Source organism: Tenacibaculum sp. 1_MG-2023 (genome assembly GCF_030547425.1).
GTDB lineage: Bacteria > Bacteroidota > Bacteroidia > Flavobacteriales > Flavobacteriaceae > Polaribacter.
This window is the reverse complement of record NZ_JAUORH010000013.1, coordinates 59,998-81,583: the sequence shown is the minus strand read 5'-3', so window position 1 is coordinate 81,583 and position 21,586 is coordinate 59,998. Positions and strand designations below refer to the sequence as shown.

The window sequence follows — 21,586 nt, the reverse complement described above, 5'->3', positions numbered from 1 at the left end:
ACTACAAATTGTTATATGTGTTTATTAACTCTTCTGAGGTCTTATCCCAAGTAAACTGATTTCTAACAAAAGTTGCTCCATTTTTTCCTAGTTTATCTCTAAGAGTTGCATCATTATATAAGGTTAAAACCTTCTTACTAAAATCTTCTACATTTTTTTCCTCATGCACTAGTCCTGCTTTTATCTTTTCTATTAATTTTTTTTGTGCAATTGCATTACTTACCAACAAAGGTTTTTCTAAACTCATGTATTGAAACAATTTATTAGCATAGGCAACATCGTGCTGTATGTTTCTGTGTAGTGGCGATATACAAATACTGCTAGCTTTAATATAAGAAGGAAATAATAAAACGTTTTGCCAACCTTCAAAACTAACATATTTTTCTATTTGTAATTCTGCAACTTTTTTCTTTAGTTTAATATCTGTTGTATTTTTTCCTACTATTACTAACTTTATTGTAGGAATTATATTTTTAAGTTTGCTTACAGAGGTTATAGCTGTTAACAATCCTCTTCTTAAATGTGTATCTCCTAAATAAAGAATTACAAAATTATCTTTAAACTTTTTGATTATTTTGTTTTCAAGTTTATACGATTCATAAAACGACTTTCTAATTGTATTTGGTACTAAAACAACTTTTTCTTCCGGTACTTTTGTTCTTTGAATTACTTCATTGATAAACTCTTGCGATACTGTTATAACTTTGTCTGCTCTTTTTATAAATTCTTCTTCTTTCTTTTTCCATCTTTTTGGAGAAATCAAGTATTTTCCAGGAAACTTTTGTAAATGCGGATAAAACTTCATTACCTCTGGCATGTTATCGTGTAAATCTAAAACAATTGGTAACTGAAACTTTTTATTCGCTAAAAAAGCTGCTTCAGCTATTCTAATATCATGAATATGTATAGCTTCAATGGTATTTTTATATAAAAAACATGTAAGCTTTCTTTTCATTAATAAAGAATAAAAAGGAAAAGTGTAAGCTAATGCTGATAATTTATATTCTATTTTATTTGATTTATATCGTTTTATATTTATTGTGTTAATAATCTCTTGTGAAGGTTCATCTTTATAATTTAAACAAAATAAAAAAACCTCATGTCCCGATTTTATTAACTCTATTGCTTCATTTTCTACACGTGGATCGGGTGGAAAAACCTTATCCAAAATCATTCCTATTCTCATACACTGCTTATATAACAACAAATGTAACTCAATATATCTTAAACAAAAAAAGAGAATCGAAGGTCTCTTTTCTTTATCTTTTCATAACCTTTGTTTATCCTTCTTTACAACAAACATCAGCTATTTACTCTCCTACAAAAGTATAGTTACAGTCATTTATAAAAAACTTTTATATTGACGCTTTGCAAAAAGTATAACACCTTCAGCTTATAAAAAATCTTGATAACTAACTACCCTAACTATTTTTATTTTTTTGCGATACTGCTAACCAACCTAAGGGCACTAAAACTAATAAACCATAGCAAAGTAGCGACACCAAACTTCCTGTTTTAATTATTGCAGGCTCATATTTAAAAGTTATGGTGTGTTTACCTACAGGAACATTGAGTCCTCTTAATATATAATTTACTCTATAATACGGAACATTCTCTCCATCAATATAAGCTTTCCATCCATCTTTATAATATATTTCTGAAAATACAGCAAATTGATTTGAACTTGTATTTGATTCATACACCAATTCAGTAAGATCTTTCTTTTTTATAGAAATAGTAGCTGTTGAATCTTTTTCAAACGCATCAACTCCTACTTTAAACTCCTTTGAGTTTATAACTGCTTCCGTTTTTGTTCTCAGACTATCTAATGCTATAATTTCTTCATTTGCAGAATCAACTTCTTTTAAAGAAGTTACAAACCATGCATTTCCATTAGCTTCGGGATTTTCTTGAAATTGTTCTTCATTAACAATAAAGTACTTGGTATTTAACATATTTAGTACTTCCATGTTATTTTTAGCTATTTGATAATCAAACAACTCTTGATAACGTTTCATTTTGGCAGCATGATACCCTCCTATCGAATTGTGGAAATAAGAAGTTCTACCATCTTGCATAGATGTTTGATAATATAATTTTTTCTTTTCTGGTGTTTCGGTTATGCTAAAAACAACAACTCGATAATTTCCAGTATCCTTTAAAATTTCTGTATCAGCCTTTGTTGCTGTAAATGGTTTTTGCACTCTTCTAGCTGAAGTAAAATCTTCCTTATTAACATAATTTGCATCTATTGAAACTAAATCAAAAATTATCAATCCTCCCAATACAATTAACACAGGTACTTGCTTCAATTTTCCTTTTAAGTAAAGCCATAACATTCCTGCAACAGCTAAAACCAATAAAAGAGAACGTAAACTATCATTAAATAACATTAATTTTCTATCTGTAATTAAAGCATCTATTAATTCTGGAAGTTGTTGATATCGTCCATCACGTAATCCTTCAAAAGCAAACAAACTAGATCCAAATAATAAGAATAATAAAGAAATACCTCCAATAATGTAAAAAGCTTTCTTTAGTGCATTTTCTTTTTCTTCGGAAGAATTTTTTGAAGAGAAAAATTCTTTTAATGCCAGAATCCCTAACAATGGAACACATAGTTCTGCAATTACCTGAATAGACGAAACCGCTCTAAACTTATTATACAACGGAACATAGTCGATAAAGAAGTTCGTTATTATAGAGAAATTTTTTCCCAAACTTAATACGATGGAAAAAATAGTAGCTGCAACCAACCAATATTTTAATCGTCCTTTTACTAGGAAAACTCCTAAAAAGAATAAGAAAAAAACTATCGCACCAATATAAGCTGGGGCTTCAACAATAGGTTGCTTCCCCCAATAAGTTAATGCTTGGTTAGATTCTCTTTTAGCAATACTTCTATCTATATTTTGTTCCAAAACCTGATAAAAATTTGAATCCTCTCCTAACTCTTCAACCGTTCCTCCTCCCATAAAACGAGGAATCATTAAATTAAATGTTTCAGCAATCCCATAACTATACTCTGTTATGTACTCCTTATCTAATCCAGAAGATTTTTCTTTAGGCATCCCATCAGGAGTAATTGTTAACTCCGATTTACCTCTCGTACTATAATCTGCATATTCTTTCATTGCTAACAGTCTGGTAGAATTAGCTCCAACACCAATTAACATTGCTGCAACCAAAATAGCTGATTGTTTAAGGAACACAGGTAATGTTCTCGATTTGAAAGCTTCAACACATTCAACAATTACCAAAATCAACAAACAAAACCCTAAATAATAAGTCATTTGCGGGTGATTAGAGTAAATCTCTAAAGCCATTGCCAAAGCTGTTAGAACAAACCCTAATAGGTAACGTTTTCTGAAAATATAAATAACTCCTGCAATCACCATTGGCATATAACCTATAGCATGTGCTTTCGCATTGTGTCCTGCTCCAAAAATAATTATCAAATAGGTAGAAAACCCAAAGGATAAACTACCTAAAATAGCTAGCTTCCAATCTACTTTTAAAGCTGTTAACAGTACAAAAAAACTTAAAAAGTATAAGAAAAGATAATCTGCAGGTCTAGGTAAAAACCGAATAACCCTATCAATATAACGTACAAAATCATTCGGATAATAAGCACTTACCTGATATGCTGGCATTCCACTAAAAGCATTATCTAACCAATAAGGCTCTTCTCCTTTTTCTGCTCTATACTCTTTTACATCTTTTGACATTCCTATAAATTGGGTAATGTCACTTTGTTTAATTTGTTTTCCGCTTAAAACCGGATTAAAATACAATACAGATGCTATTGCAAAAACAATAATTGCTATTGCAAACGGTAAAAATTTCTTTAAGTTCATGGTTAGTCTATTTCTTCATAGTCAACGTACTCGCCAACAGAATTATTACTTTCTTTCGAATTATTTGGCTTTTTATCAATAACAGTTTTCCCTACTTCAACATCAGATGCTTGTTGTTGGTTTCTATACTGTTGCTCAGCTTTCTTTTGTACTTTGTCTACTGCTTTTTTTATTAGGTATGGTGCAAAAAGTTTCGCTAAAAACTTTATAACGTAATAAACTAACAGAATAATTAATATGGTCTTTAAAAAATTCACAGGTCCAGCTTCATTTAAATATGTCATCTTTTTCTTAAAATAAAAAAATCAATCAAAAATAACAATTTGAAGCAAAAGGAAGCGTTAAGAGTTTACAAAACTTATATTATATAGGTAATTGTATTTTTACGTATGTTTGTACAACCCAAAAATTTGGATTTATTATATATGATTAAGAAACTTCTTATCCTTTTTATTTTTTGTTCTATTTTAACTGCTAACGCGCAGTATACACCTGTTATAAATTCAAATAGACCAGGTTTTTCTGAGAGTCCATACAGTGTTGGTTCGGGTGTTTATCAGTTTGAAACAAGTCTGTTTTATAGAAAAATGAATGCTACGCCAACTTTTAGCAATCCAGAAGCTTTAGGTTTAAACCTATTTTTTAGAACTAGTTTTTTTTCTGAAAAACTAGAGTTTAATGTAAATACTTCTTTACAAAGAGATAAAATAGCTTTTAAAAATATTTTTGAATCATCATATAATAAAACAGGATTGAGTCAATTCAGTTTAGGTGCAAAATACATGATTTATGCTCCTAAATATGATGATAAAAGTAAAGAAATAAGAAGCTGGAAAGCTAGACACTCTTTTGACTGGAAGCGATGGATACCACACATTGGTATTTCAGCAGGTATAAATGTTGGTAGTTTTTTAACTGATTATCACGAAAGAGGTGGTTTTAGCCCTAAAGTCGGTATTTTACTTCAAAATGAATTTTCAGACAAATTAAATGTTGTTACCAATCTTCATTATGATTATATTGGTACTGACTTTTCTCAACTTTCCTATATTGTAACTGGTACCTACAATTTTAATGACTACTGGTCTGGTTTTGCTGAAATACAAGGCATTTTTGAAGAATATGAGAAAAAAACTAATATAGGGGCTGGTGCTGCCTATCTTTTTAGTGAAAACTTACAATTTAACGCATCATTAAGAGCTAACTTACAACAAGATGAAATTGGAATTTATAGCTCCTTAGGTGTATCCTATAGAATTAATAGACATAAAGACGATTTTGTTGAAATAGATGAATTTGGAAACAAAATTGAAAAAGAAAAGCCTGTTAAATATGACGAGAATAAAAATTTCTTTGGTCGAATGTTTAGTAAAGCAGGTAAATTATTCTCTAAAAAGGAAAAACGAAAAGTTGATCTGGATACAGAATCTAGCGATGGTGAGCTTTTAAATGAAAAACCTAAAAGAGAACGTCAAGGGTCTTTAGTTGACATGATTATTAAAGAAGACAAAAAACAAAAGAAAAAAACAGCCAAAGAAGAAAAAAAGGCTGCTAAAAAAGCTAAAAAGAACGCCGAAAAAGAAGCTAAACGTAAAGAAAAAGAACGCTTAAAGCTTGAAAAGAAGATTAAAAAAGAGGAAGAAAAAGAAGCCAAGCGTAAAGAAAAGGAGCGTTTAAAACTTGAAAAAGAGATAAAAAAATTAGAAGAAGAAATCAAAAAAGAAGAGCAACAAGAGAAAGAAAAGGAAAAAGAAAAGGAGGATAATTAAAAGTCCTTAAATTTGCAAAATGATTCAAATTAAAGAAATAACAACCAAAAAGGGAATGAAACAATTTGTTAAGTTTCCTTTTTCTCTTTATAAAAATAATAAGTATTGGGTTCCTCCTATTATTAAGGATGAAATAGAAAGTTTTGACAAAAATAAAAACCCTGTTTTTGAATATGCCAATGCTCGCTTTTTCTTAGCCTTAAAAGACAATGAAATAGTTGGTAGAATTGTAGCTATTATAAATTCTTATGAAGTAGAAAAACAACATATAAAAAAAATACGTTTTGGTTGGTTTGATATTATTGATGATATAGAAGTATCTAAAGCCTTGTTAAATAAAGTTGCAGAAATAGGGCGCGAAAACAACTTAAAATATATAGAAGGTCCTGTTGGTTTTAACAACCTAGATAAAACTGGTGTTCTTATTAAGGGGTTTGATTATATGGGAACAATGATTACCTGGTACAATCACCCATACTACGCTAAACATTTGGAGCAATTAGGCTTTACTAAAGAAAAAGAATATATTGAAAGTATATTCTCTTTTAGTAATGTTGATATTAAAAAATATAGAAAGGCAAGCAATATTATTCAAAGAAGATATAACTTAACTCCTTTGAACTTTACGTCCACAGATAAGATTATGCCTTATGTTGACGAAATGTTTGACTTGTTTAGTAAAACTTACTCTAAACTATCAACTTATGTCCCCATATCAAATGCTCAGATAGCTTATTTTAAAAAGAAATATATAAGCTTTATAAACCCTGAGTATATAAAATTTGTTGTTGACGAAAATCATAAACTAGTAGCTTTTGCTATTGTGATGCCTTCTTTTTCTAAAGCTTTGCAAAAAGCTAAAGGAAAACTTTTTCCTTTTGGAATTTTCCACTTGTTGAATGCAAGAAAAAACTCTAAAGATGTTACTTTTTATTTAATTGGCGTTGACCCTGAATATCAAAATAAAGGAGTAACAGCTATTATATTTGAACAATTCCACCCTGTATTCTCAGCTAGAGGAATTCAAAACTGTATTAGAACCCCAGAGCTTGAAGAAAACCAAGCAATCCATCAAATCTGGAAAGATTTTGACCCAAAAATTCATAAAAGAAGGAGAACATACAAACTCGATTTATAATGCAGCTTTTTTATAATCCAAATTTATTAATCACTTCAAAAGAAATTACTTTCAATAAAGATGAAAGTCGCCATATAATTCGTGTTTTACGAAAAAAGGAAGGAGATATATTACACATTACTAACGGAGGTGGAATTCTTTTCTTTGCCGAAGTAATTATTGGAAATGACAAAAAATGTGTTGCTAAAATTATTAAGTCTGAAAAAAGAACTCATACTAGAGATTATTATTTACACGTAGCCATAGCACCAACAAAAAATAACGATCGTTTAGAGTGGTTTTTAGAAAAAGCTACAGAAATAGGTATTGATGAAATAACCCCTATTATTTGTAAAAACTCTGAAAGAAAAGTTGTAAAAATTGATCGTTTACAAAGAGTTATACAATCTGCAATGAAACAATCACTACAATTTACATTACCTAAACTTAACCCTCCAATAAATTTTTCTGATTTTATAAAGAATGATTTTTCAGAAGAAGTTTTCATAGCACATTGTGAAAAAAGTATTGAAAAGAAGTTTTTAAAAAATATTGCTTCTCCTAAATCAAAATACACAATTCTCATTGGTCCCGAAGGAGATTTTTCACTCGATGAAATTCAGCAGTCTTTAAACAAAGAATTCATTCCTATTTCTTTAGGAGAAAATAGACTCAGAACTGAAACTGCTGGTTTAAATGTAGTACAGAGTATAGCTTACTTACATCAATAATTCATTTTTTGTATATTTAGCTGCTCTTAAAGTTTTTTATTTTGACTACAGCAGATTTTTTTAATCTCTTTTTGTTAATTAGTGCCGTTCACGGTTTCGCTTTTAGTATTATACTTTTCTGTTCAAAAAATGGACGAGAAAAAAGTATGATATATTTAAACCTTTTAATATTAGCTATCTCATTAAACAACATACAATCTTGGGCTTTAGAAAGAGAATTATTTCAACATAAGTTTGCCCTAGACTATGTACAAGTGCCTTGGCACTTTTTAGCGATGCCCTTTTTATATATGTTTTTAATTCATTATTTAAATATTGCTAAGAGATCCTATAAAATATTAAAAATAATTATTCCACTTTTCTTAATTCTAGTTGCAAGTCAAATTAGTTTTGTTCTTTATTATAGTGATTCAGCTTCTAGAGAATATTTAAATTTTATTTACGAACGATACACTTCTATAGAAGAAATTTTTAGTTTAGCTACTTCATTAAGTATTTTTGTGTACTCTTTTTACATATTATATAAAAAAGAAAAACTGTTTCCTAAAATTCTATCCTTTGACAATCTTAGATGGATTTATACATTCTTTATATTAACTTCTATAGGATATGCTCTTTGGATTTTAGCTTTATTTATTAAAGTAAAAATGAATTTTACTGGTTTTTTATTTTCTTACTACCCTTTAAGAGTTTATACTACTATATTAATTTATTGGTTAGGTTATCAGGGACTAAAACAAATCCGTCTATTAAAAGAACGTAAGAGAATTAGAGAATCTCTTCTAATTGATTTAAACGGTGATTTTAGTATTGATACAATTAATTTAAATATCGAAAAAAACTTCTCTGAAAACCAAGTTGAAAGACAAAAAGAACAATTTATAGAAATAGATAAGTTTATTAGATCTAAAAAGAAATACTTATTAAACAAATACACACTACAAGACCTATCTGAAGATACAGAACTAAGCTCTAGTACACTTTCTCTTATTATAAACAATATTGCTAGAAAATCTTTTACCGATTATTTAAACGAAATGAGAATTGATTTAGCTAAAACTCTTTTATTAGATCCAGATTATACTAATTATACAATAACTTCTATAGGCTTAGAGTCTGGTTTTAATTCTAAATCTACATTTTATACTGTCTTTAAAAAACATACAGGACACACTCCTGTAGAGTTTAAAAACTCATCATTAGCTATTTTAAGTTAAAAATTACTTTTATTTTACAAAAAGACAGTTCGAAAACGTCCAAAATGGATGTTTCCGAACCCCTATCTCCTCATTCCAAAGTATATTTACTTGTTGAAATTAAAAAATTAATAATTGAAAATAGTTGAAGGGGTTTTCAATTGATAATTAAGATTTCTAGAAAATTATTGAGAATACTTATTCTCAATACGAAAAAGGAAAAGCTATAGTTATTAAAAACACCAATATTAATATTGGTGTTTTTTACTTTTCATAAGCCTAACACAACCTATATATAATTTTCACTAACTATGCTTTTTACAAAAAATTAGTTTTAAAACACCTTTTTAGATGTAATTGAACTGGGTATATAAAAGCATACAATACATTTATCACATAAATAAAAATGCTTTTCTAAAAAATTGGGGAATTTTCGGAATAAAGCTTAATTTATTTTTTTAAGGGAAAAAACACCAACAAGTTTGTTGGTGTTTTTTATTATTGTTTTTACTATATTGCTTTTAAATTTAAGTTAATTAATGAAGAACCTCACCCTGTTTTTTTTATTTCTACTAAATCTCAATACTTTTTCTCAAGAAATAGCAGTTATACAATATAAAGGAGGTGGTGATTGGTATGCTAATCCTACGGCTTTACCTAACCTTGTAAAGTTTGCCAACCAGAACACGAAAACTCAGATTAACAAAAACATACAAAGTATTACGCTTGATGATGAGTCAATTCTTAACTACCCAATTGTTTTCATTACTGGGCATGGTAATATTTTATTTACAAACGATGAAATTTTAACACTAAGAAACTACCTTATTTCTGGAGGTTTTTTACATATATCTGATAATTATGGTCTTGACAAGTACGTCCGAAGAGAACTAAAAAAAGTTTTCCCTGAACTACAGCTTCAAGAAATACCAAACAATCATCCTATTTATCATCAAGCTTTTTCCTTTCCTAAAGGATTGCCAAAAATTCACGAACACGATAAAAAACCACCTCAAGGATTTGGCCTATTTTACGAAGGAAGACTTGTTGTTTTTTATGATTACGAAAGTGATTTAAGTGATGGATGGGAGGATACTGCTGTACACAACAACCCTAAAGAAACTAGACTAAAAGCTCTACAAATGGGAGCTAATATAATAGAGTATGCTTTTAAACATTAATACTTTACAAATTGACAATATCAAAATTAATTTTGACACTGAGGCTTTGTGGATGCTTAACATTGCCCTTGCTATAATTATGTTTGGTATTGCACTAGACATTAAAATAGATGACTTTAAAAGGCTTATTAAAAAACCTAAAATATTATTTGTTGGACTTTTATCTCAGTTTATTTTACTTCCTCTTTTAACCTTTATTCTTATCAATATCATTAATCCTTACCCTAGTTTTGCTTTAGGTATGATAATGATTGCTGCTTGTCCAGGAGGGAATGTTTCTAACTTTTTTAGTAAAATGGCAAAAGGTAATGCTGCGCTATCGGTAAGTTTAACAGCTTTTTCAACTCTAATTTGTTTAATAATGACTCCTTTAAATTTGCAATTATGGGGAAGTTTATATGAACCTACAAACGAAATTCTTAAAAGTGTTTCTTTAAACCCTTTTGAACTTTTTAAACTAGTACTTCTCATTTTAGGAATTCCAATAGTATTAGGAATGTTCGTAAATCACTATCATCATGAAATGGCTAAAAAAATAAATAAGCTTTTACGTCCTTTTTCTATTTTCTTTTTTCTTTTATTAATTGTAATAGCCCTATATGACAATGCGGACATTTTTAAAAACTACATACATTTAGTATTGTTTCTGGTAATATTTCATAACATTTATGCGTTTGTGATAGGTTATGTAACAGCTAAATCTTTTAAGTTAAATAAAAAGGACTGTAAAACTATTTCTATGGAAACTGGAATCCAAAACGGTGGTTTAGGATTACTTCTTATTTTTAGCTTTTTTGATGGCTTAGGAGGAATGGCTCTTCTTGCTGCTTTTTGGGGAGTTTGGGATATTTTTTCAGGCATGATGTTAGCTACTTACTGGGGAAGAAATAAATAATAAATGAAAACACTGATATACTACTTTTTTAAACTTTTTGTAAAAACTGGCTTATTCTTTTACTCTAAAAAAATAACAGTTGTTGGGAGTGAACAAATCCCCAAAAAAGAAGCTGTAATTTTCACAGCTAATCATCCTAACGGATTAATTGATCCTTTGCTTATAGCTACCCATATAAAAAGAAGAACAAACTTTTTAGTGCGTGCCGCTGTATTTAACAACCCTACAATAGCTAAGTTTTTTAATTTACTTGGAATGATGCCTATATACCGTATTAGAGACGGTGTACAACAACTTAGTAAAAATGAAGAAATTTTTAACAAATGTCAGTTACTTTTAAAAAACAAAAAAACCTTATTAATCTTTCCTGAAGGAACTCATAAAAAAGACAGAGCTATTAGACCTTTGAGTAAAGGATTTACAAGAATTATTTTTAAAACTTTAGATAGTTTCCCTGACACTAAAATTAATATTGTTCCCGTAGGAATTACATATCAAAATGTATCTAATTATCCTTCTAAAACTGCTATACATTTCGGTTCTCCTATTCTAGCTAATGATTATTATGATGAACAAAATATAAATCAATCAGTAAAGGACATAAAGGAGCTTGTTTCAAATCAATTAAAAGATTTAAGTGTTCATATAAAACAAAATGAAGACTATAAAACTACTTTATCTAACTTAAATAACGCTCAAGTTGATTTCACCAAAGTCAATCTAATAAACACTCTTATACGAGATAAAAAAACACTTACAGAAAAAAAACGCAGTGTAAACTATGCTCTTCCTCTCTTTTTATTAATTATTTTAAATAGCTTAGTTCCGTATTCAGTTTGGAAGCTTTTAAGTAAAAAAGTGGACGAAATAGAGTTTATAGACACCTTTAGATTTGGTGTAAACGCTATTTTATTTCCTTCCTTTTATTCTATCCAAAGCTGGATTATATATTTATATTTTGGTTGGAAATTAACTTTAGTATACTTTTTAGCTTCTCTTTTTCTTATTCTATTATATACTAAACTATCACCTACTCCACCATCAAAATAGCATCTTGAATATCTTGTTGAATTTTGGTACGTATATTACTTTTTACTAAACCATAGTTTCTCATTGTTGGATAAATCCTGTTTGATAAAAAGACATACACAACACCTGTTGCTGGGTCTGCCCAAGTATAAGTTCCTGTAAAGCCACTATGTCCAAAGCTTACATCTGACACACAACCACAAGTAGCCTTCACTTTAGGGTTTAATTGTGGTTTATCAAAACCTAATCCTCTTCGTACTCTTTTATTTTCATAATAGCGTTTATTAAACTTATGTACTGTTTCAGGCTCTAAATACTTATTTCCTCCATAAGAACCATCCTGTAAAAACATTTGCATAATTTTAGCTACATCATTTGCGTTTGCAAATAAACCTGCATGTCCCCCTACTCCTCCAAGCATTGCTGCTCCCATATCATGAACATAACCATGAACTAACTGATGCCTGTAATAATTATCTCTTTCTGTAGGAACAATTTCATCTTTTGTAAATTTATTCAAAGGTAAGTAAGTCATTCTATCTGCTCCAATAGACTGATAAAAGTGTTCATCTACCAGTTTATTTAAAGGCCTTTTATATTTTCGTTCAATAATTTCTTTAAAAATATAATACCCTAAATCGCTATACTTATACCCCACTCTTTTTCGTTGTTCTGAATCAACTATTTGTTTATAAATGGAGTCTTTATATTCTTTAGCTAAGTATAAATTTCTTGCTACTTTTATACTAAACCTTGGGGTTCGTTTTTTTCTATAAAACTGTGTAGAGTTTTTTCCTGTTATACTGTCTTTAGTATGTAAGTAAAAAGGAATCCAAGCACGTAAACGTCCATAATGAGATAATACTTCTTTTAGTAACAAGGTGTCTTTATTCGATTTACTATACCTTGGTAATACATCTCCTAAATTTGAAAACAAACTAATTTTTCTCTCCTCCTCAGCTTTCATTATCATAGGTAACGAGGCTAAAATTTTAGTTAAAGAAGCTAAATCATAAATATCTGAATTCTTAACTGGCTTTTTTTTTACTAAGGTATGATAGCCAAAACTTCTATTGTAGATTACTTTTCCATCTTTGGCTACTAAGATTTGCCCTCCAGGAGCCATCTTTTCTTGTAAAATCGTATCAATTCTTTTATCAATAATTGAAAGTTTTTCTGATGAAACTCCTGCTTCTTCAGGGATTGTATACTGCAGCACATCTAAGCCCTCTACAAATAATCCATCACCAACTTTAAATTCATTTTTTATAGATACTGGTAGCTTCCCTTTTAAGTCAAAAGCACCAAAAAGTGCTTGTGCAGAAAGTTCTTGAGCTAACTTACTATTCTGATACGACATTACTAATCCTTCTATGTTAGTAAAAGAAGGCACTTGAAGTAAACTATAAGGACTTGCAAAAACATTTAAAATAACTTTATTGTTTCTAGCTATTTCTTGCAACCATGTAAGGTCTTTACTAGAAAACCTGTAACTTTTCCATGGGTTCTTATTCGATTTATGAAACCCTACAACTACAAGGTTATACTTTTCTAGCTTCTTTGTTAGTACACTTAAATGTTTATCAGAAACCTTATCTACTTTCGTATAATTTGTTAGCATTTCATAAAAGTCTGACCCACTATCATTTCCTAGAGAAACATAAGCCACTTTCTTTTCTTTAAGGTTTTTAATTGGTAAAATAGCTTCTTGATTTTTTAAAATCGTGATAGAGTTCTTTATCAATTTACGGTGTAAAACCTCATCATAAGGACTATTTATATCTTTAGAAACATTTTCTGTTTCAATAGGTTTGTACTTGTTTAATCCAACTAAGTATTTTGCTTTTAAAATCTTTTTTACTGAATTGTTTATACGTGCTTCCGACAGCTTTCCTTCTACAATTGCTTTTTTTATCAAGCTTATTGAACCTGGCACATCTTGAGGAATTAATAATATATCATTTCCCGCCAAAATTGCTGCCAAATCTATTTCTGCAGGTGTTGAATAGTTTGCTGCTCCTTTCATATTTAAACCATCCGTAACAACCAACCCTTTATAGCCTAACTGATTTTGTAATAGATTAGTTACTACACTTTTTGATAATGATGATGGTAATTTTGGATTGGTTTCTAAAGCTGGAATGCTTAAATGTGCTGTCATAACACTCCCTACTCCTGCTTCAAATATTTTTTTAAACGGGTACAACTCTATCGAGTCTAATCGTTGTTCTCCAAAATTAATTGTTGGTAATGTGTGATGTGAATCTGCTTCGGTATCTCCGTGCCCTGGAAAGTGCTTTGCGTTTGCTAATACACCTTCTCCTTGCATTCCTTTTGTAAACGCTATAGCTTTTTCGGCAACATTTTCTTTACTTTCTCCGAAAGAGCGATTTCCTATGATAGGATTCTTAGGATTAGTATTTACATCTACTACTGGAGCAAAATTCATATGAATTCCTACACGTTTACAATGCTCTCCAATTCTTTTTCCTACCTCTTGCAACAATAAAGTGTCTTTTATAGCTCCTAAAGTCATATTCCAAGGAAAACGGTATGTGTTTTTTAAACGCATATCCAAACCCCATTCACCATCAAAACCAACCATTAAAGGGATCTTTGCTAATTTTTGATACTTATTATTTAAAACTACTTGTTTATCGGGTGTTCCTTGCATAAAAATAATGTTTCCTACATGATACTTCGTTACCATATTTGAAATAAAATTTTCGTGCTTTTTATCTTTGTTTGAATATGCTTGTATCATAAATAATTGTCCTATTTTTTCATCAATAGACATATTTTTCATAATACTATCTACCCATATATTTTGCGCTATAGAGTCTTTGGCTAACAAAGGGTCTACTTGTTGGGCTTGAATTATTTGTACAAAAACAAACGTTAATAACGTAACTATTTTTCCCTTCATATATCTTACTTCTTTATAAGCTTTACAGTTTTTTGTAAAGTTTTAATATTTTCTTTTTTTATAAAATCAATAGTTATACCAAAAATCGTGCATGCCAACTCTGGTTTGCTGGTACTTCCCATTTTGTTTCAAAATCTCCTTTTGTATTTACCATATTATTAAACACGATTGTTTCTGCTATTATTTTTTTTTCTTTGACAAAATTTTGGAACTCTGGAAGTTTAACAATATTAATGTTATCTCCATCTTTAAAAGAAACATTCATTTTGTTCATTAAATCTAGCTCTAACTCTTTTTCTAACTCCTTTATAAAACGTACAGAAGCATCAATTGAACAACCTGAAACATTGTTGAAACCTTCATCTACTGCCAATATTAAAAACTGATTATATTTAATAGTAAATGACCCTTTTAAATCGTCTCCATGACGTGTCCAATTATCAATAAAAAGCAGTGCTTTTGCACTTATAAATTCTATTTCTTCTTGTGTAAACTCTCTATCTGACTGATACACCCAAATTCTTGCATTTTGGGGTAGTTTTTTATATTCTGTGAACATTTTTATTGTATTTGTTTTCGTACTATCTAAATTAAAAAACAACTGAGATAATTATTAAAAATAAATGTTAAAAGATTACCTTAAATTAAACTTCTGTTGTAGGGCTTGTAACTTTTCTTCATCGGTCATCATATTTTTGGGTGCCGACATTCGTTCTTTTATTTTTTTTAACACCTTTTTTGTGTACAAAGGAAAATCGGCATTTTGAATCCAAGTATTATACCCTGGGTTTTCTTTGAATACCTCTTCAACAGTTCTTCCTTTGTACTTTCCAAAAGAAAAGATTTCTTGATCTTTATCATTAAATAAGATAAACCCTGCAAAATCTGCTCTTTTTCCATGAGTTGAAAATTCACTCAATGCTTCTACTGAGTTTTCTAAATCTTCATATTTTTCAACCTGTGCTAATAAGATTTCATAGGTTGCATTCGTATCCGCTTCAGCACCATGCGCTCCTACTAACTCTTTTCCACAGTAAAATTGATACCCTGCACTTAATGTTCGTTGCTCTTTTTTATGAAAAATAGTTTGTACGTCTACCGCTTTACGATCATTCATGTTAAAATCAATTCCCGCTCGTAATAACTCTTCTGCTAATAAAGGAATATCAAATCGATTTGAATTAAACCCAGCTAAATCGGCATCTCCAATTAGTTCATTTATTTGTGGTGCTAACTCTTTAAAGGTTGGCTCAGTAACTACCTTTTCATTAGTAATTCCATGAATTTCTGAAGATTCTTTTGGTATTTCAATTTCTGGGTTTACCAACCATGTTTTACTTTCTTTATTTCCATTAGGAAACACTTTTAAGATAGATATTTCAACTACCCTATCTTTAGCGATGTTTATTCCTGTGGTTTCTAAATCAAAAAATACTATTGGTTTTGTTAAATTTAAATTCATTTTTTGTAGTGCTTAAAGACAATATTCTATTTACTTTACATATATCTATTATTGTCTTTTCTATGTATTATTCGTTCGTTAATTCTTTTTTAAATTCATCTATTTGGTCTAACACTTTCTTTGGCAGTGTAGGCTCTTTAAAATTATATTTTTCTAATTCTTTTTCTAATGCTTTTGCTACAATGTAACGTGCTGTAGGTTTATCATCTGCAGGTATTACATACCAAGGCGCATAACTTGTTGATGTTCTCTGTAACATATCTTCGTAACACTCTTGATATTTATCCCATAACTTTCGTTCTTCTAAATCACCCGCAGAAAATTTCCAATTCTTTTCAGGAATATTTAACCTACGTAATAACCTGTTTTTCTGTTCTTCTTTAGATACATTTAAAAAAAACTTTAAAATAATTGTTCCGTTTTCAGATATATGCCTCTCAAACTGATTAATACGTTCCATTCTACCATGATAAAATTCATCATTTAAATCATCAAGACTATTTACCGTAGGTATATTTTCGACAAAAACATACTCTGGATGCACTCTTGTTACCAAGACATTCTCATAATGTGTACGATTAAAAACTCCTATTTTTCCTTTAGCAGGCAAGGCTATATAATGACGCCATAAAAAATCATGTTTTAATTCTAATTCTGTCGGTACTTTAAAGCTATGTACTACTACTCCACGTGCATTAACATCTTTAAAAACTTCTCGAATCAAACTATCTTTACCTGCTGTATCCATTCCTTGTAAACACAATAAAACACTATACTTACCTTCTGCGTACATTGTGTCTTGTAAATTACTAATTTTTTTTCTTGATTTTTTCAGCTTCTTCTTAGCATTATCAACAACTTCTTTAGTAGAAAATTCATTTAACTTTCTTTTTTCAGAAAATATGTAGGCATTTGTGTTCATCCGCTTTTTTATAGCATAAAAGTACAAAAATATAGACTTCTTCTATTGATTTTTTCTTGGTTATTATCAAATATTACAATTAAATTCAAAATATTCTTTTATTTATTTTTTTGAGCTTTACTTCCAAATAAATGACATAATGAATAAAACAGTTATCATACAAGCAAGTTCTAAAAGTTTAGGAAACACATACAAAGTAGTTAATTACCTCAATAACAATGAGTCTTTTAATTTTATTGACTTAAAAACAAAAGAAATTGGTGTATTTGAATATGATTTTAGCAATTCTGATGATGATTTTATCTCTCTCATAGAAGAAATTGTTAGTAAATATAATACTCTTGTATTTACTACCCCTGTATATTGGTATAGCATGAGTGCTACTTTGAAAACATTTTTTGATAGACTTTCAGACTTACTTCATTACAAAAAAGATTTAGGAAGACAATTACGAGGTAAAAACATGGCTATGATTAGTAATTCTGGTGCTAACGATCTTAGAGATGGCTTTGAAATGCCTTTTATAGAAAGTGCTAAATATTTAGGCATGAATTATCTTGGTAGTACTCATGCTTGGTTTACTGAAGACGGAAATGAAATTCACCCCGATGCTAAAGTTAAAATTAATGAGTTTAGAAAATTACTTACTCAATAAAACACTTAAAATCTTTTACTCGCTCTCTGCTTACAATTATTTCAGTATCATCGTAAGATTGCAACTTTAATTGTAAGCGTGAGTTAGTATATGAAACAATATCTTTTATCGCATTTATGTGTACTATAAATGTTCTATTTACTCTAAAAAAATGCTCGGGATCTAACTCTTCTTGCCAATACTCTAAAGAGTTATCTATTAAATAATTTCTATTAGAAGATGTGTGAATATAGGTTGCTTTATTTTCTGAATAAAAACATTCGATATCTTCAGTATTAATTATTTTTAAATGTTGTCCTACTTTTATAGTAAATCGTTTTTTGTATTTTCTATCAACAGGGTTAATCAACAACTTACGAATGTCATCTATATTAACTTGTATATTACTTTGTATAGGTTGATGTTCTTTAAATTTATTTACTGCTATTGTTAACTCATCTTCATCTATCGGTTTTAAGAGATAATCTATAGAGTTTAACTTGAACGCTTTTAATGCATACTCGTCATAAGCCGTTGTAAAAATGATAGCTGATTTTACAGTTACTTCTTCAAAAATTTCGAATGATAATCCATCTGAAAGCTGAATGTCTAAAAAAATTAAATCGGGATGCTCATTATTTTGAAACCAATTAATCGATTCTTCTACCGAGTGCAACATTTGCTGAACTTCTATATCTAATTCAGCTAACATTCTACTTAACCTTCTTGCAGCTGGCTTTTCATCTTCAATAATTATAACATTCATAGTTTAGTTTGGTCTATTTTTAACAATTACTTATTCATGTATTCTTTAATCTTTCGCTCTTCCCATTTTTTAGAGAATAATTTTCCTTTTGCAAAGACACTAAATCCGTGTAAAAATACTATAACTCCCCACAAAAAAAATAAATTATAGTTGCTTATATCTAAGAAAGCATCCATAACAGATTCGTCTCTATAAACAATATCTTTATATATTCTTCTTCCTATAAAAACTAAGTTTATAAGCATGTAAACCACTAAATGTTTGTAAAACTTTTTAATTTCATCTACTCTTTTTTGAGCTCTTATATATTGTTGTTCTCTATTAATAGTTTCCATTTTCTTTCTTTTTTAGTTCATCTAGATACTCTTGTATTTTACGCTTCTCCCAATCTTTATTAAAAAACATATTGGTTCCAAATACTCCTAACCAATGAAAAAAGACTCCAATCCCCCAAAAAAACCAGGTGGCATATACACCAAAATTGCTTATTGCTTTGATAAAAGTTAACTTATCCTCATTCATCAAGCCCATAATAGTTACGACTGAAATAAATATATTCACAATTATATATGCTGCCAAATGCCAATAAAATCCTTTTATTTTTTCTACTCTTTTTTTGGCTAATAAATATTTATGTTCTTCTTTATAATCATTTTCCATACTAATCTTTTTTATTTAGGTATTCGTTTATCTTTTTCTCCTCCCAATCTTTTCCAAGCCCTAAAATGTTAACACCAAAAACTAGCATCCAATGAATAAAAGTCACTAGTACTATTCCTATAACAGGAAACCAAAACCAATGATAATAAGGTGAAAACTTTAAATTTACTACTACAATGATTATTATTGAAACTATATTTACCAAAACATGAGCATAAAACCCTTTTACTTGCTTCACCTTTTTTTTGGCTTCCAAATACCTTTTTTCTTCTGTAAAATTATTTTCCATGATGTTTTTTTTCTAAAAATTCTTTAATCTTACGTTCTTCCCAATCTTTTCCTAAACCTATTTTATCAATTCCGAAAATTCCAAACCAATGAAAAAAGACACCAATTAACATTCCTATTATTGGGTAATAAAACCAATAATAACTTGGCACAAACTTTAAGTTTATAAAAATTAAAACTGGAATGATTAATACAGTGACTATAATATGAATGTAAAACCCTTTGATTTTCTCTACTCTCTTTTTTGCTTTTGCATATTTGTAAGCTGTTGTATATTCTTTTTCCATATTACTTATAATTTTTATCATCATCCATCAACTCCTTAATCTTGCGTTCTTCCCAGTTTTTCCCTAAGAATAAGTTATAACTATTTACTTCTAAATAATGAAAAATTAATCCTATCCCCCAGCCTATCATTGGAAACCAAAACCATTGAAATTTTGAATATGTTTTGAGGTTTATAAATATTAAAAAAGGAATAACTATACAATACGAGACTAAATTTTGATAAAACTCTTTTAGTTTCTCTACCTTTTCTACTGCTTTTACGTAACTGCTGTTTTCTAAATTTTTTGTATCCATGATACTATTTTTTATATTAATTAACAGTGGTAAACACACTGTAAATGTTTTGTTTTTATTAATTATTTGAATGTTTCTATCGGTTATTAAACCGTAACGATCTGCTATATTTCTTAATCCTACTTTTGTACTTTTACCTATAGCCTCTTTCGGATTAACGTTGTTTTGAATTTTTAAAAAGCCATCTTCTTCATAAATACTTATTTCTAAAGGTTTAGTTGAAGAAACTACATTGTGTTTCACTGCATTTTCTAATAATAATTGAAGTGATAACGGCACTATTTTTAAATCTAAGTTACTTACTTCTTCTGGAATGTTAAACTGTACAGCTTCTTCAAAGCGCATTTGCAATAATTCCATATACGTCTTAGCAAATTGTAACTCCTCTTGAATAGGCACTAACTCTTTATTTCGTTGTTCTAATACATACCTATATACTTTAGATAGTTTTGTGGTAAACCTTTCTGCTTGCTTTGGGTTTTCACTAATTAAAGAGGTTAACACATTTAAACTATTAAACAAAAAATGTGGATCTATCTGACTTTTTAAAGTTTCAAACTTTGCAGTTTCTGTTTTGGCTACTATTTCATGTTGTGTAGTTTCTTGTTTTACAGAAGCTTTCCAGTTAACCATAAAGTCTTTCGCGTGAAAAAATACAGCAATGGCCAATGAAAGTATAATTGCAAATAAATGCATCCATAAAAACTGCCCTTTAAAAAAGTTACCTATGTTGTTATTAAAAATAACAAAGTATTGTATATAATGAATTAGTAATACAGCTACTACTGTATAACTAATTGTTGCTATAATCCCTGCCCAAACCCTTTGGTTGGTTTGCAAAACCCAGTCCCACTTTTTACTTAAATAACCATTAATAACTCCATTACCTAAGCCCAAAACAAAAGAATACATTGCAGAAAACAAAAACACTAACCCAGCTTCTTTTAATGTAAAAGCTTGATTTATTAAAGTAAAAACAGCACCAAAAATGATTGTAAGCTTTAAGCAAATCCAAATATCATTCTTCAAATTATTAAATATTTTTTTTACTGGTGTTTTCATTCTTTATGCTTGTTATATTTAAAGGTTTACCTTCTTTATTCTAAAATTTAATATCGAAAGATACATTTTTATCCTCAACTAAGAATTTTGCTTCTTCAAATTGAGGAGGTCCAAAACGAGATAATTTATTGTTTGATGCTCCATAATCTTCCAAAGGCATTCCATTAGGCTCAAAATCCATTTTACTATTATTATTTGCGTCATGAAAACAAATTATAGCATACTCACCAGTTGGAATGTTTTCAAAAATCACAGTACTTTTTCCTTCTTTAATTACTGATTCTTTCGCTTGTAACGATTCTTTTCTAAAATTCTCTTTAATATATAAAGCAAATTTTACTTTTCCTTTGTCAGAAGTGACATTCACAACTGTTGCTGTAACTGTTTTGTTTTGAGCTGAAACTGTTTTAACTGTAAATAAAACTGCTATAACAAAAATGTGTATTAAGAATTTCATTTTGTTTATTTTTTATGGTTAATTCTGACACAAATATTCATCGGAAACTCTA

22 protein-coding genes are annotated in these 21,586 nt (G+C 29.2%); 8 read left to right on the top strand and 14 right to left on the bottom strand.

From position 1 onward, the window contains the following. Position 1: 1 nt before the first annotated feature. The 3 genes from Q4517_RS10420 to Q4517_RS10410 all read right to left on the bottom strand — a co-directional run bounded on the left by Q4517_RS10420 (position 2) and on the right by Q4517_RS10410 (position 4,141). Positions 2 to 1,186 (bottom strand): glycosyltransferase family 4 protein, encoded by a 1,185-nt coding sequence (locus Q4517_RS10420; protein WP_303508920.1) that lies wholly within the window; start codon positions 1,184 to 1,186, stop codon positions 2 to 4. Positions 1,187 to 1,421: 235 nt separating this feature from the next. Then, the gene (locus Q4517_RS10415) at positions 1,422 to 3,857 is read right to left on the bottom strand and encodes a YfhO family protein (protein ID WP_303508917.1); all 2,436 of its coding nucleotides are present in this window, start codon (positions 3,855 to 3,857) and stop codon (positions 1,422 to 1,424) included. A 2-nt stretch (positions 3,858 to 3,859) separates the two neighbouring features. Next, positions 3,860 to 4,141 (bottom strand): DUF4834 family protein, encoded by a 282-nt coding sequence (locus Q4517_RS10410; RefSeq protein ID WP_303508915.1) that lies wholly within the window; start codon positions 4,139 to 4,141, stop codon positions 3,860 to 3,862. Positions 4,142 to 4,282: 141 nt separating this feature from the next. On the opposite strand from Q4517_RS10410, the gene Q4517_RS10405 reads away from it, so the two are divergent. From Q4517_RS10405 to Q4517_RS10375, 7 genes are all read left to right on the top strand, one after another. Further along, positions 4,283 to 5,626, top strand: a complete 1,344-nt coding sequence (locus Q4517_RS10405; protein WP_303508912.1) for a transporter — start codon at positions 4,283 to 4,285, stop codon at positions 5,624 to 5,626. 19 nt (positions 5,627 to 5,645) lie between these two features. Then, the gene (locus Q4517_RS10400; protein WP_303508909.1) at positions 5,646 to 6,764 is read left to right on the top strand and encodes a GTP cyclohydrolase; all 1,119 of its coding nucleotides are present in this window, start codon (positions 5,646 to 5,648) and stop codon (positions 6,762 to 6,764) included. Next, the gene (locus Q4517_RS10395; RefSeq protein WP_303508907.1) at positions 6,764 to 7,474 is read left to right on the top strand and encodes a 16S rRNA (uracil(1498)-N(3))-methyltransferase; all 711 of its coding nucleotides are present in this window, start codon (positions 6,764 to 6,766) and stop codon (positions 7,472 to 7,474) included. Before Q4517_RS10400 ends, Q4517_RS10395 begins: the two co-directional genes overlap by 1 nt. 146 nt (positions 7,475 to 7,620) lie before the next feature. Continuing rightward, a complete protein-coding gene (locus Q4517_RS10390; protein WP_303508906.1) occupies positions 7,621 to 8,691 on the top strand; it encodes an AraC family transcriptional regulator in 1,071 nt (356 codons plus the stop codon). A gap of 518 nt (positions 8,692 to 9,209) precedes the next feature. Beyond that, a complete protein-coding gene (locus Q4517_RS10385) occupies positions 9,210 to 9,851 on the top strand; it encodes a DUF4159 domain-containing protein (RefSeq protein ID WP_303508903.1) in 642 nt (213 codons plus the stop codon). After that, positions 9,835 to 10,746: a bile acid:sodium symporter family protein gene (locus Q4517_RS10380; RefSeq protein WP_303508900.1), complete on the top strand. Its 912-nt coding sequence runs from the start codon at positions 9,835 to 9,837 to the stop codon at positions 10,744 to 10,746. Before Q4517_RS10385 ends, Q4517_RS10380 begins: the two co-directional genes overlap by 17 nt. A gap of 3 nt (positions 10,747 to 10,749) precedes the next feature. Then, positions 10,750 to 11,796 (top strand): lysophospholipid acyltransferase family protein, encoded by a 1,047-nt coding sequence (locus Q4517_RS10375; protein ID WP_303508898.1) that lies wholly within the window; start codon positions 10,750 to 10,752, stop codon positions 11,794 to 11,796. Here the strand turns inward: Q4517_RS10375 and Q4517_RS10370 are convergent. From Q4517_RS10370 to Q4517_RS10355, 4 genes are all read right to left on the bottom strand, one after another. Then, the gene (locus Q4517_RS10370) at positions 11,777 to 14,701 is read right to left on the bottom strand and encodes a glycoside hydrolase family 3 N-terminal domain-containing protein (protein ID WP_303508896.1); all 2,925 of its coding nucleotides are present in this window, start codon (positions 14,699 to 14,701) and stop codon (positions 11,777 to 11,779) included. The genes Q4517_RS10375 and Q4517_RS10370 overlap by 20 nt on opposite strands. A gap of 73 nt (positions 14,702 to 14,774) precedes the next feature. Continuing rightward, positions 14,775 to 15,260 carry an ABC transporter ATPase gene (locus tag Q4517_RS10365; protein WP_303508894.1) on the bottom strand — a complete coding sequence of 162 codons (486 nt, stop codon included), beginning with the start codon at positions 15,258 to 15,260 and terminating at the stop codon, positions 14,775 to 14,777. A 75-nt stretch (positions 15,261 to 15,335) separates the two neighbouring features. Beyond that, positions 15,336 to 16,163 carry a 3'-5' exonuclease gene (locus tag Q4517_RS10360; RefSeq protein WP_303508891.1) on the bottom strand — a complete coding sequence of 276 codons (828 nt, stop codon included), beginning with the start codon at positions 16,161 to 16,163 and terminating at the stop codon, positions 15,336 to 15,338. A gap of 67 nt (positions 16,164 to 16,230) precedes the next feature. Continuing rightward, complete coding sequence (locus tag Q4517_RS10355) at positions 16,231 to 17,085, bottom strand: PPK2 family polyphosphate kinase (protein ID WP_303508888.1); 855 nt, start codon at positions 17,083 to 17,085, stop codon at positions 16,231 to 16,233. Between the two features lie 139 nt (positions 17,086 to 17,224). Between Q4517_RS10355 and Q4517_RS10350 the strand changes: the two genes are divergently transcribed. Then, a complete protein-coding gene (locus Q4517_RS10350; protein ID WP_303508885.1) occupies positions 17,225 to 17,740 on the top strand; it encodes a flavodoxin family protein in 516 nt (171 codons plus the stop codon). On the opposite strand, the gene Q4517_RS10345 is transcribed toward Q4517_RS10350, so the two are convergent. Genes Q4517_RS10345 through Q4517_RS10315 form a run of 7 tightly spaced genes read right to left on the bottom strand, consistent with a single transcriptional unit; the run spans position 17,730 to position 21,534 of the window. Beyond that, positions 17,730 to 18,485: a LytTR family DNA-binding domain-containing protein gene (locus Q4517_RS10345; protein WP_303508882.1), complete on the bottom strand. Its 756-nt coding sequence runs from the start codon at positions 18,483 to 18,485 to the stop codon at positions 17,730 to 17,732. The two genes, Q4517_RS10350 and Q4517_RS10345, sit on opposite strands and share 11 nt — an antisense overlap. 26 nt (positions 18,486 to 18,511) lie before the next feature. Further along, positions 18,512 to 18,820: a 2TM domain-containing protein gene (locus Q4517_RS10340; RefSeq protein ID WP_303508879.1), complete on the bottom strand. Its 309-nt coding sequence runs from the start codon at positions 18,818 to 18,820 to the stop codon at positions 18,512 to 18,514. Further along, the gene (locus Q4517_RS10335) at positions 18,807 to 19,145 is read right to left on the bottom strand and encodes a 2TM domain-containing protein (RefSeq protein ID WP_303508875.1); all 339 of its coding nucleotides are present in this window, start codon (positions 19,143 to 19,145) and stop codon (positions 18,807 to 18,809) included. The genes Q4517_RS10340 and Q4517_RS10335 overlap by 14 nt, the downstream gene beginning before the upstream one ends. Position 19,146: 1 nt before the next feature. Next, complete coding sequence (locus tag Q4517_RS10330) at positions 19,147 to 19,434, bottom strand: 2TM domain-containing protein (RefSeq protein WP_303508873.1); 288 nt, start codon at positions 19,432 to 19,434, stop codon at positions 19,147 to 19,149. Next, complete coding sequence (locus Q4517_RS10325) at positions 19,424 to 19,720, bottom strand: 2TM domain-containing protein (RefSeq protein ID WP_303508871.1); 297 nt, start codon at positions 19,718 to 19,720, stop codon at positions 19,424 to 19,426. The genes Q4517_RS10330 and Q4517_RS10325 overlap by 11 nt, the downstream gene beginning before the upstream one ends. 1 nt (position 19,721) lies before the next feature. Beyond that, positions 19,722 to 21,077, bottom strand: coding sequence for a 2TM domain-containing protein (locus tag Q4517_RS10320; protein ID WP_303508868.1), 1,356 nt, complete (start codon positions 21,075 to 21,077; stop codon positions 19,722 to 19,724). A gap of 40 nt (positions 21,078 to 21,117) precedes the next feature. Beyond that, a complete protein-coding gene (locus tag Q4517_RS10315) occupies positions 21,118 to 21,534 on the bottom strand; it encodes a DUF2141 domain-containing protein (RefSeq protein ID WP_303508865.1) in 417 nt (138 codons plus the stop codon). Positions 21,535 to 21,586: the final 52 nt, after the last annotated feature.

Coding starts and splice junctions, on each gene's coding strand:
- Q4517_RS10405 (WP_303508912.1), top strand. CDS start 4,283: ATGATTAAGAAACTTCTTATCCTTTTTATTTTTTGTTCTATTTTAACT.
- Q4517_RS10415 (WP_303508917.1), bottom strand. CDS start 3,857: ATGAACTTAAAGAAATTTTTACCGTTTGCAATAGCAATTATTGTTTTT.
- Q4517_RS10400 (WP_303508909.1), top strand. CDS start 5,646: ATGATTCAAATTAAAGAAATAACAACCAAAAAGGGAATGAAACAATTT.
- Q4517_RS10345 (WP_303508882.1), bottom strand. CDS start 18,485: ATGAATGTTATAATTATTGAAGATGAAAAGCCAGCTGCAAGAAGGTTA.
- Q4517_RS10320 (WP_303508868.1), bottom strand. CDS start 21,077: ATGAAAACACCAGTAAAAAAAATATTTAATAATTTGAAGAATGATATT.
- Q4517_RS10380 (WP_303508900.1), top strand. CDS start 9,835: ATGCTTTTAAACATTAATACTTTACAAATTGACAATATCAAAATTAAT.
- Q4517_RS10395 (WP_303508907.1), top strand. CDS start 6,764: ATGCAGCTTTTTTATAATCCAAATTTATTAATCACTTCAAAAGAAATT.
- Q4517_RS10335 (WP_303508875.1), bottom strand. CDS start 19,145: ATGGAAAATGATTATAAAGAAGAACATAAATATTTATTAGCCAAAAAA.
- Q4517_RS10365 (WP_303508894.1), bottom strand. CDS start 15,260: ATGTTCACAGAATATAAAAAACTACCCCAAAATGCAAGAATTTGGGTG.
- Q4517_RS10420 (WP_303508920.1), bottom strand. CDS start 1,186: ATGAGAATAGGAATGATTTTGGATAAGGTTTTTCCACCCGATCCACGT.
- Q4517_RS10385 (WP_303508903.1), top strand. CDS start 9,210: ATGAAGAACCTCACCCTGTTTTTTTTATTTCTACTAAATCTCAATACT.
- Q4517_RS10370 (WP_303508896.1), bottom strand. CDS start 14,701: ATGAAGGGAAAAATAGTTACGTTATTAACGTTTGTTTTTGTACAAATA.
- Q4517_RS10340 (WP_303508879.1), bottom strand. CDS start 18,820: ATGGAAACTATTAATAGAGAACAACAATATATAAGAGCTCAAAAAAGA.
- Q4517_RS10325 (WP_303508871.1), bottom strand. CDS start 19,720: ATGGAAAAAGAATATACAACAGCTTACAAATATGCAAAAGCAAAAAAG.
- Q4517_RS10390 (WP_303508906.1), top strand. CDS start 7,621: ATGATATATTTAAACCTTTTAATATTAGCTATCTCATTAAACAACATA.
- Q4517_RS10375 (WP_303508898.1), top strand. CDS start 10,750: ATGAAAACACTGATATACTACTTTTTTAAACTTTTTGTAAAAACTGGC.
- Q4517_RS10350 (WP_303508885.1), top strand. CDS start 17,225: ATGAATAAAACAGTTATCATACAAGCAAGTTCTAAAAGTTTAGGAAAC.
- Q4517_RS10410 (WP_303508915.1), bottom strand. CDS start 4,141: ATGACATATTTAAATGAAGCTGGACCTGTGAATTTTTTAAAGACCATA.
- Q4517_RS10360 (WP_303508891.1), bottom strand. CDS start 16,163: ATGAATTTAAATTTAACAAAACCAATAGTATTTTTTGATTTAGAAACC.
- Q4517_RS10355 (WP_303508888.1), bottom strand. CDS start 17,085: ATGAACACAAATGCCTACATATTTTCTGAAAAAAGAAAGTTAAATGAA.
- Q4517_RS10315 (WP_303508865.1), bottom strand. CDS start 21,534: ATGAAATTCTTAATACACATTTTTGTTATAGCAGTTTTATTTACAGTT.
- Q4517_RS10330 (WP_303508873.1), bottom strand. CDS start 19,434: ATGGAAAATAATTTTACAGAAGAAAAAAGGTATTTGGAAGCCAAAAAA.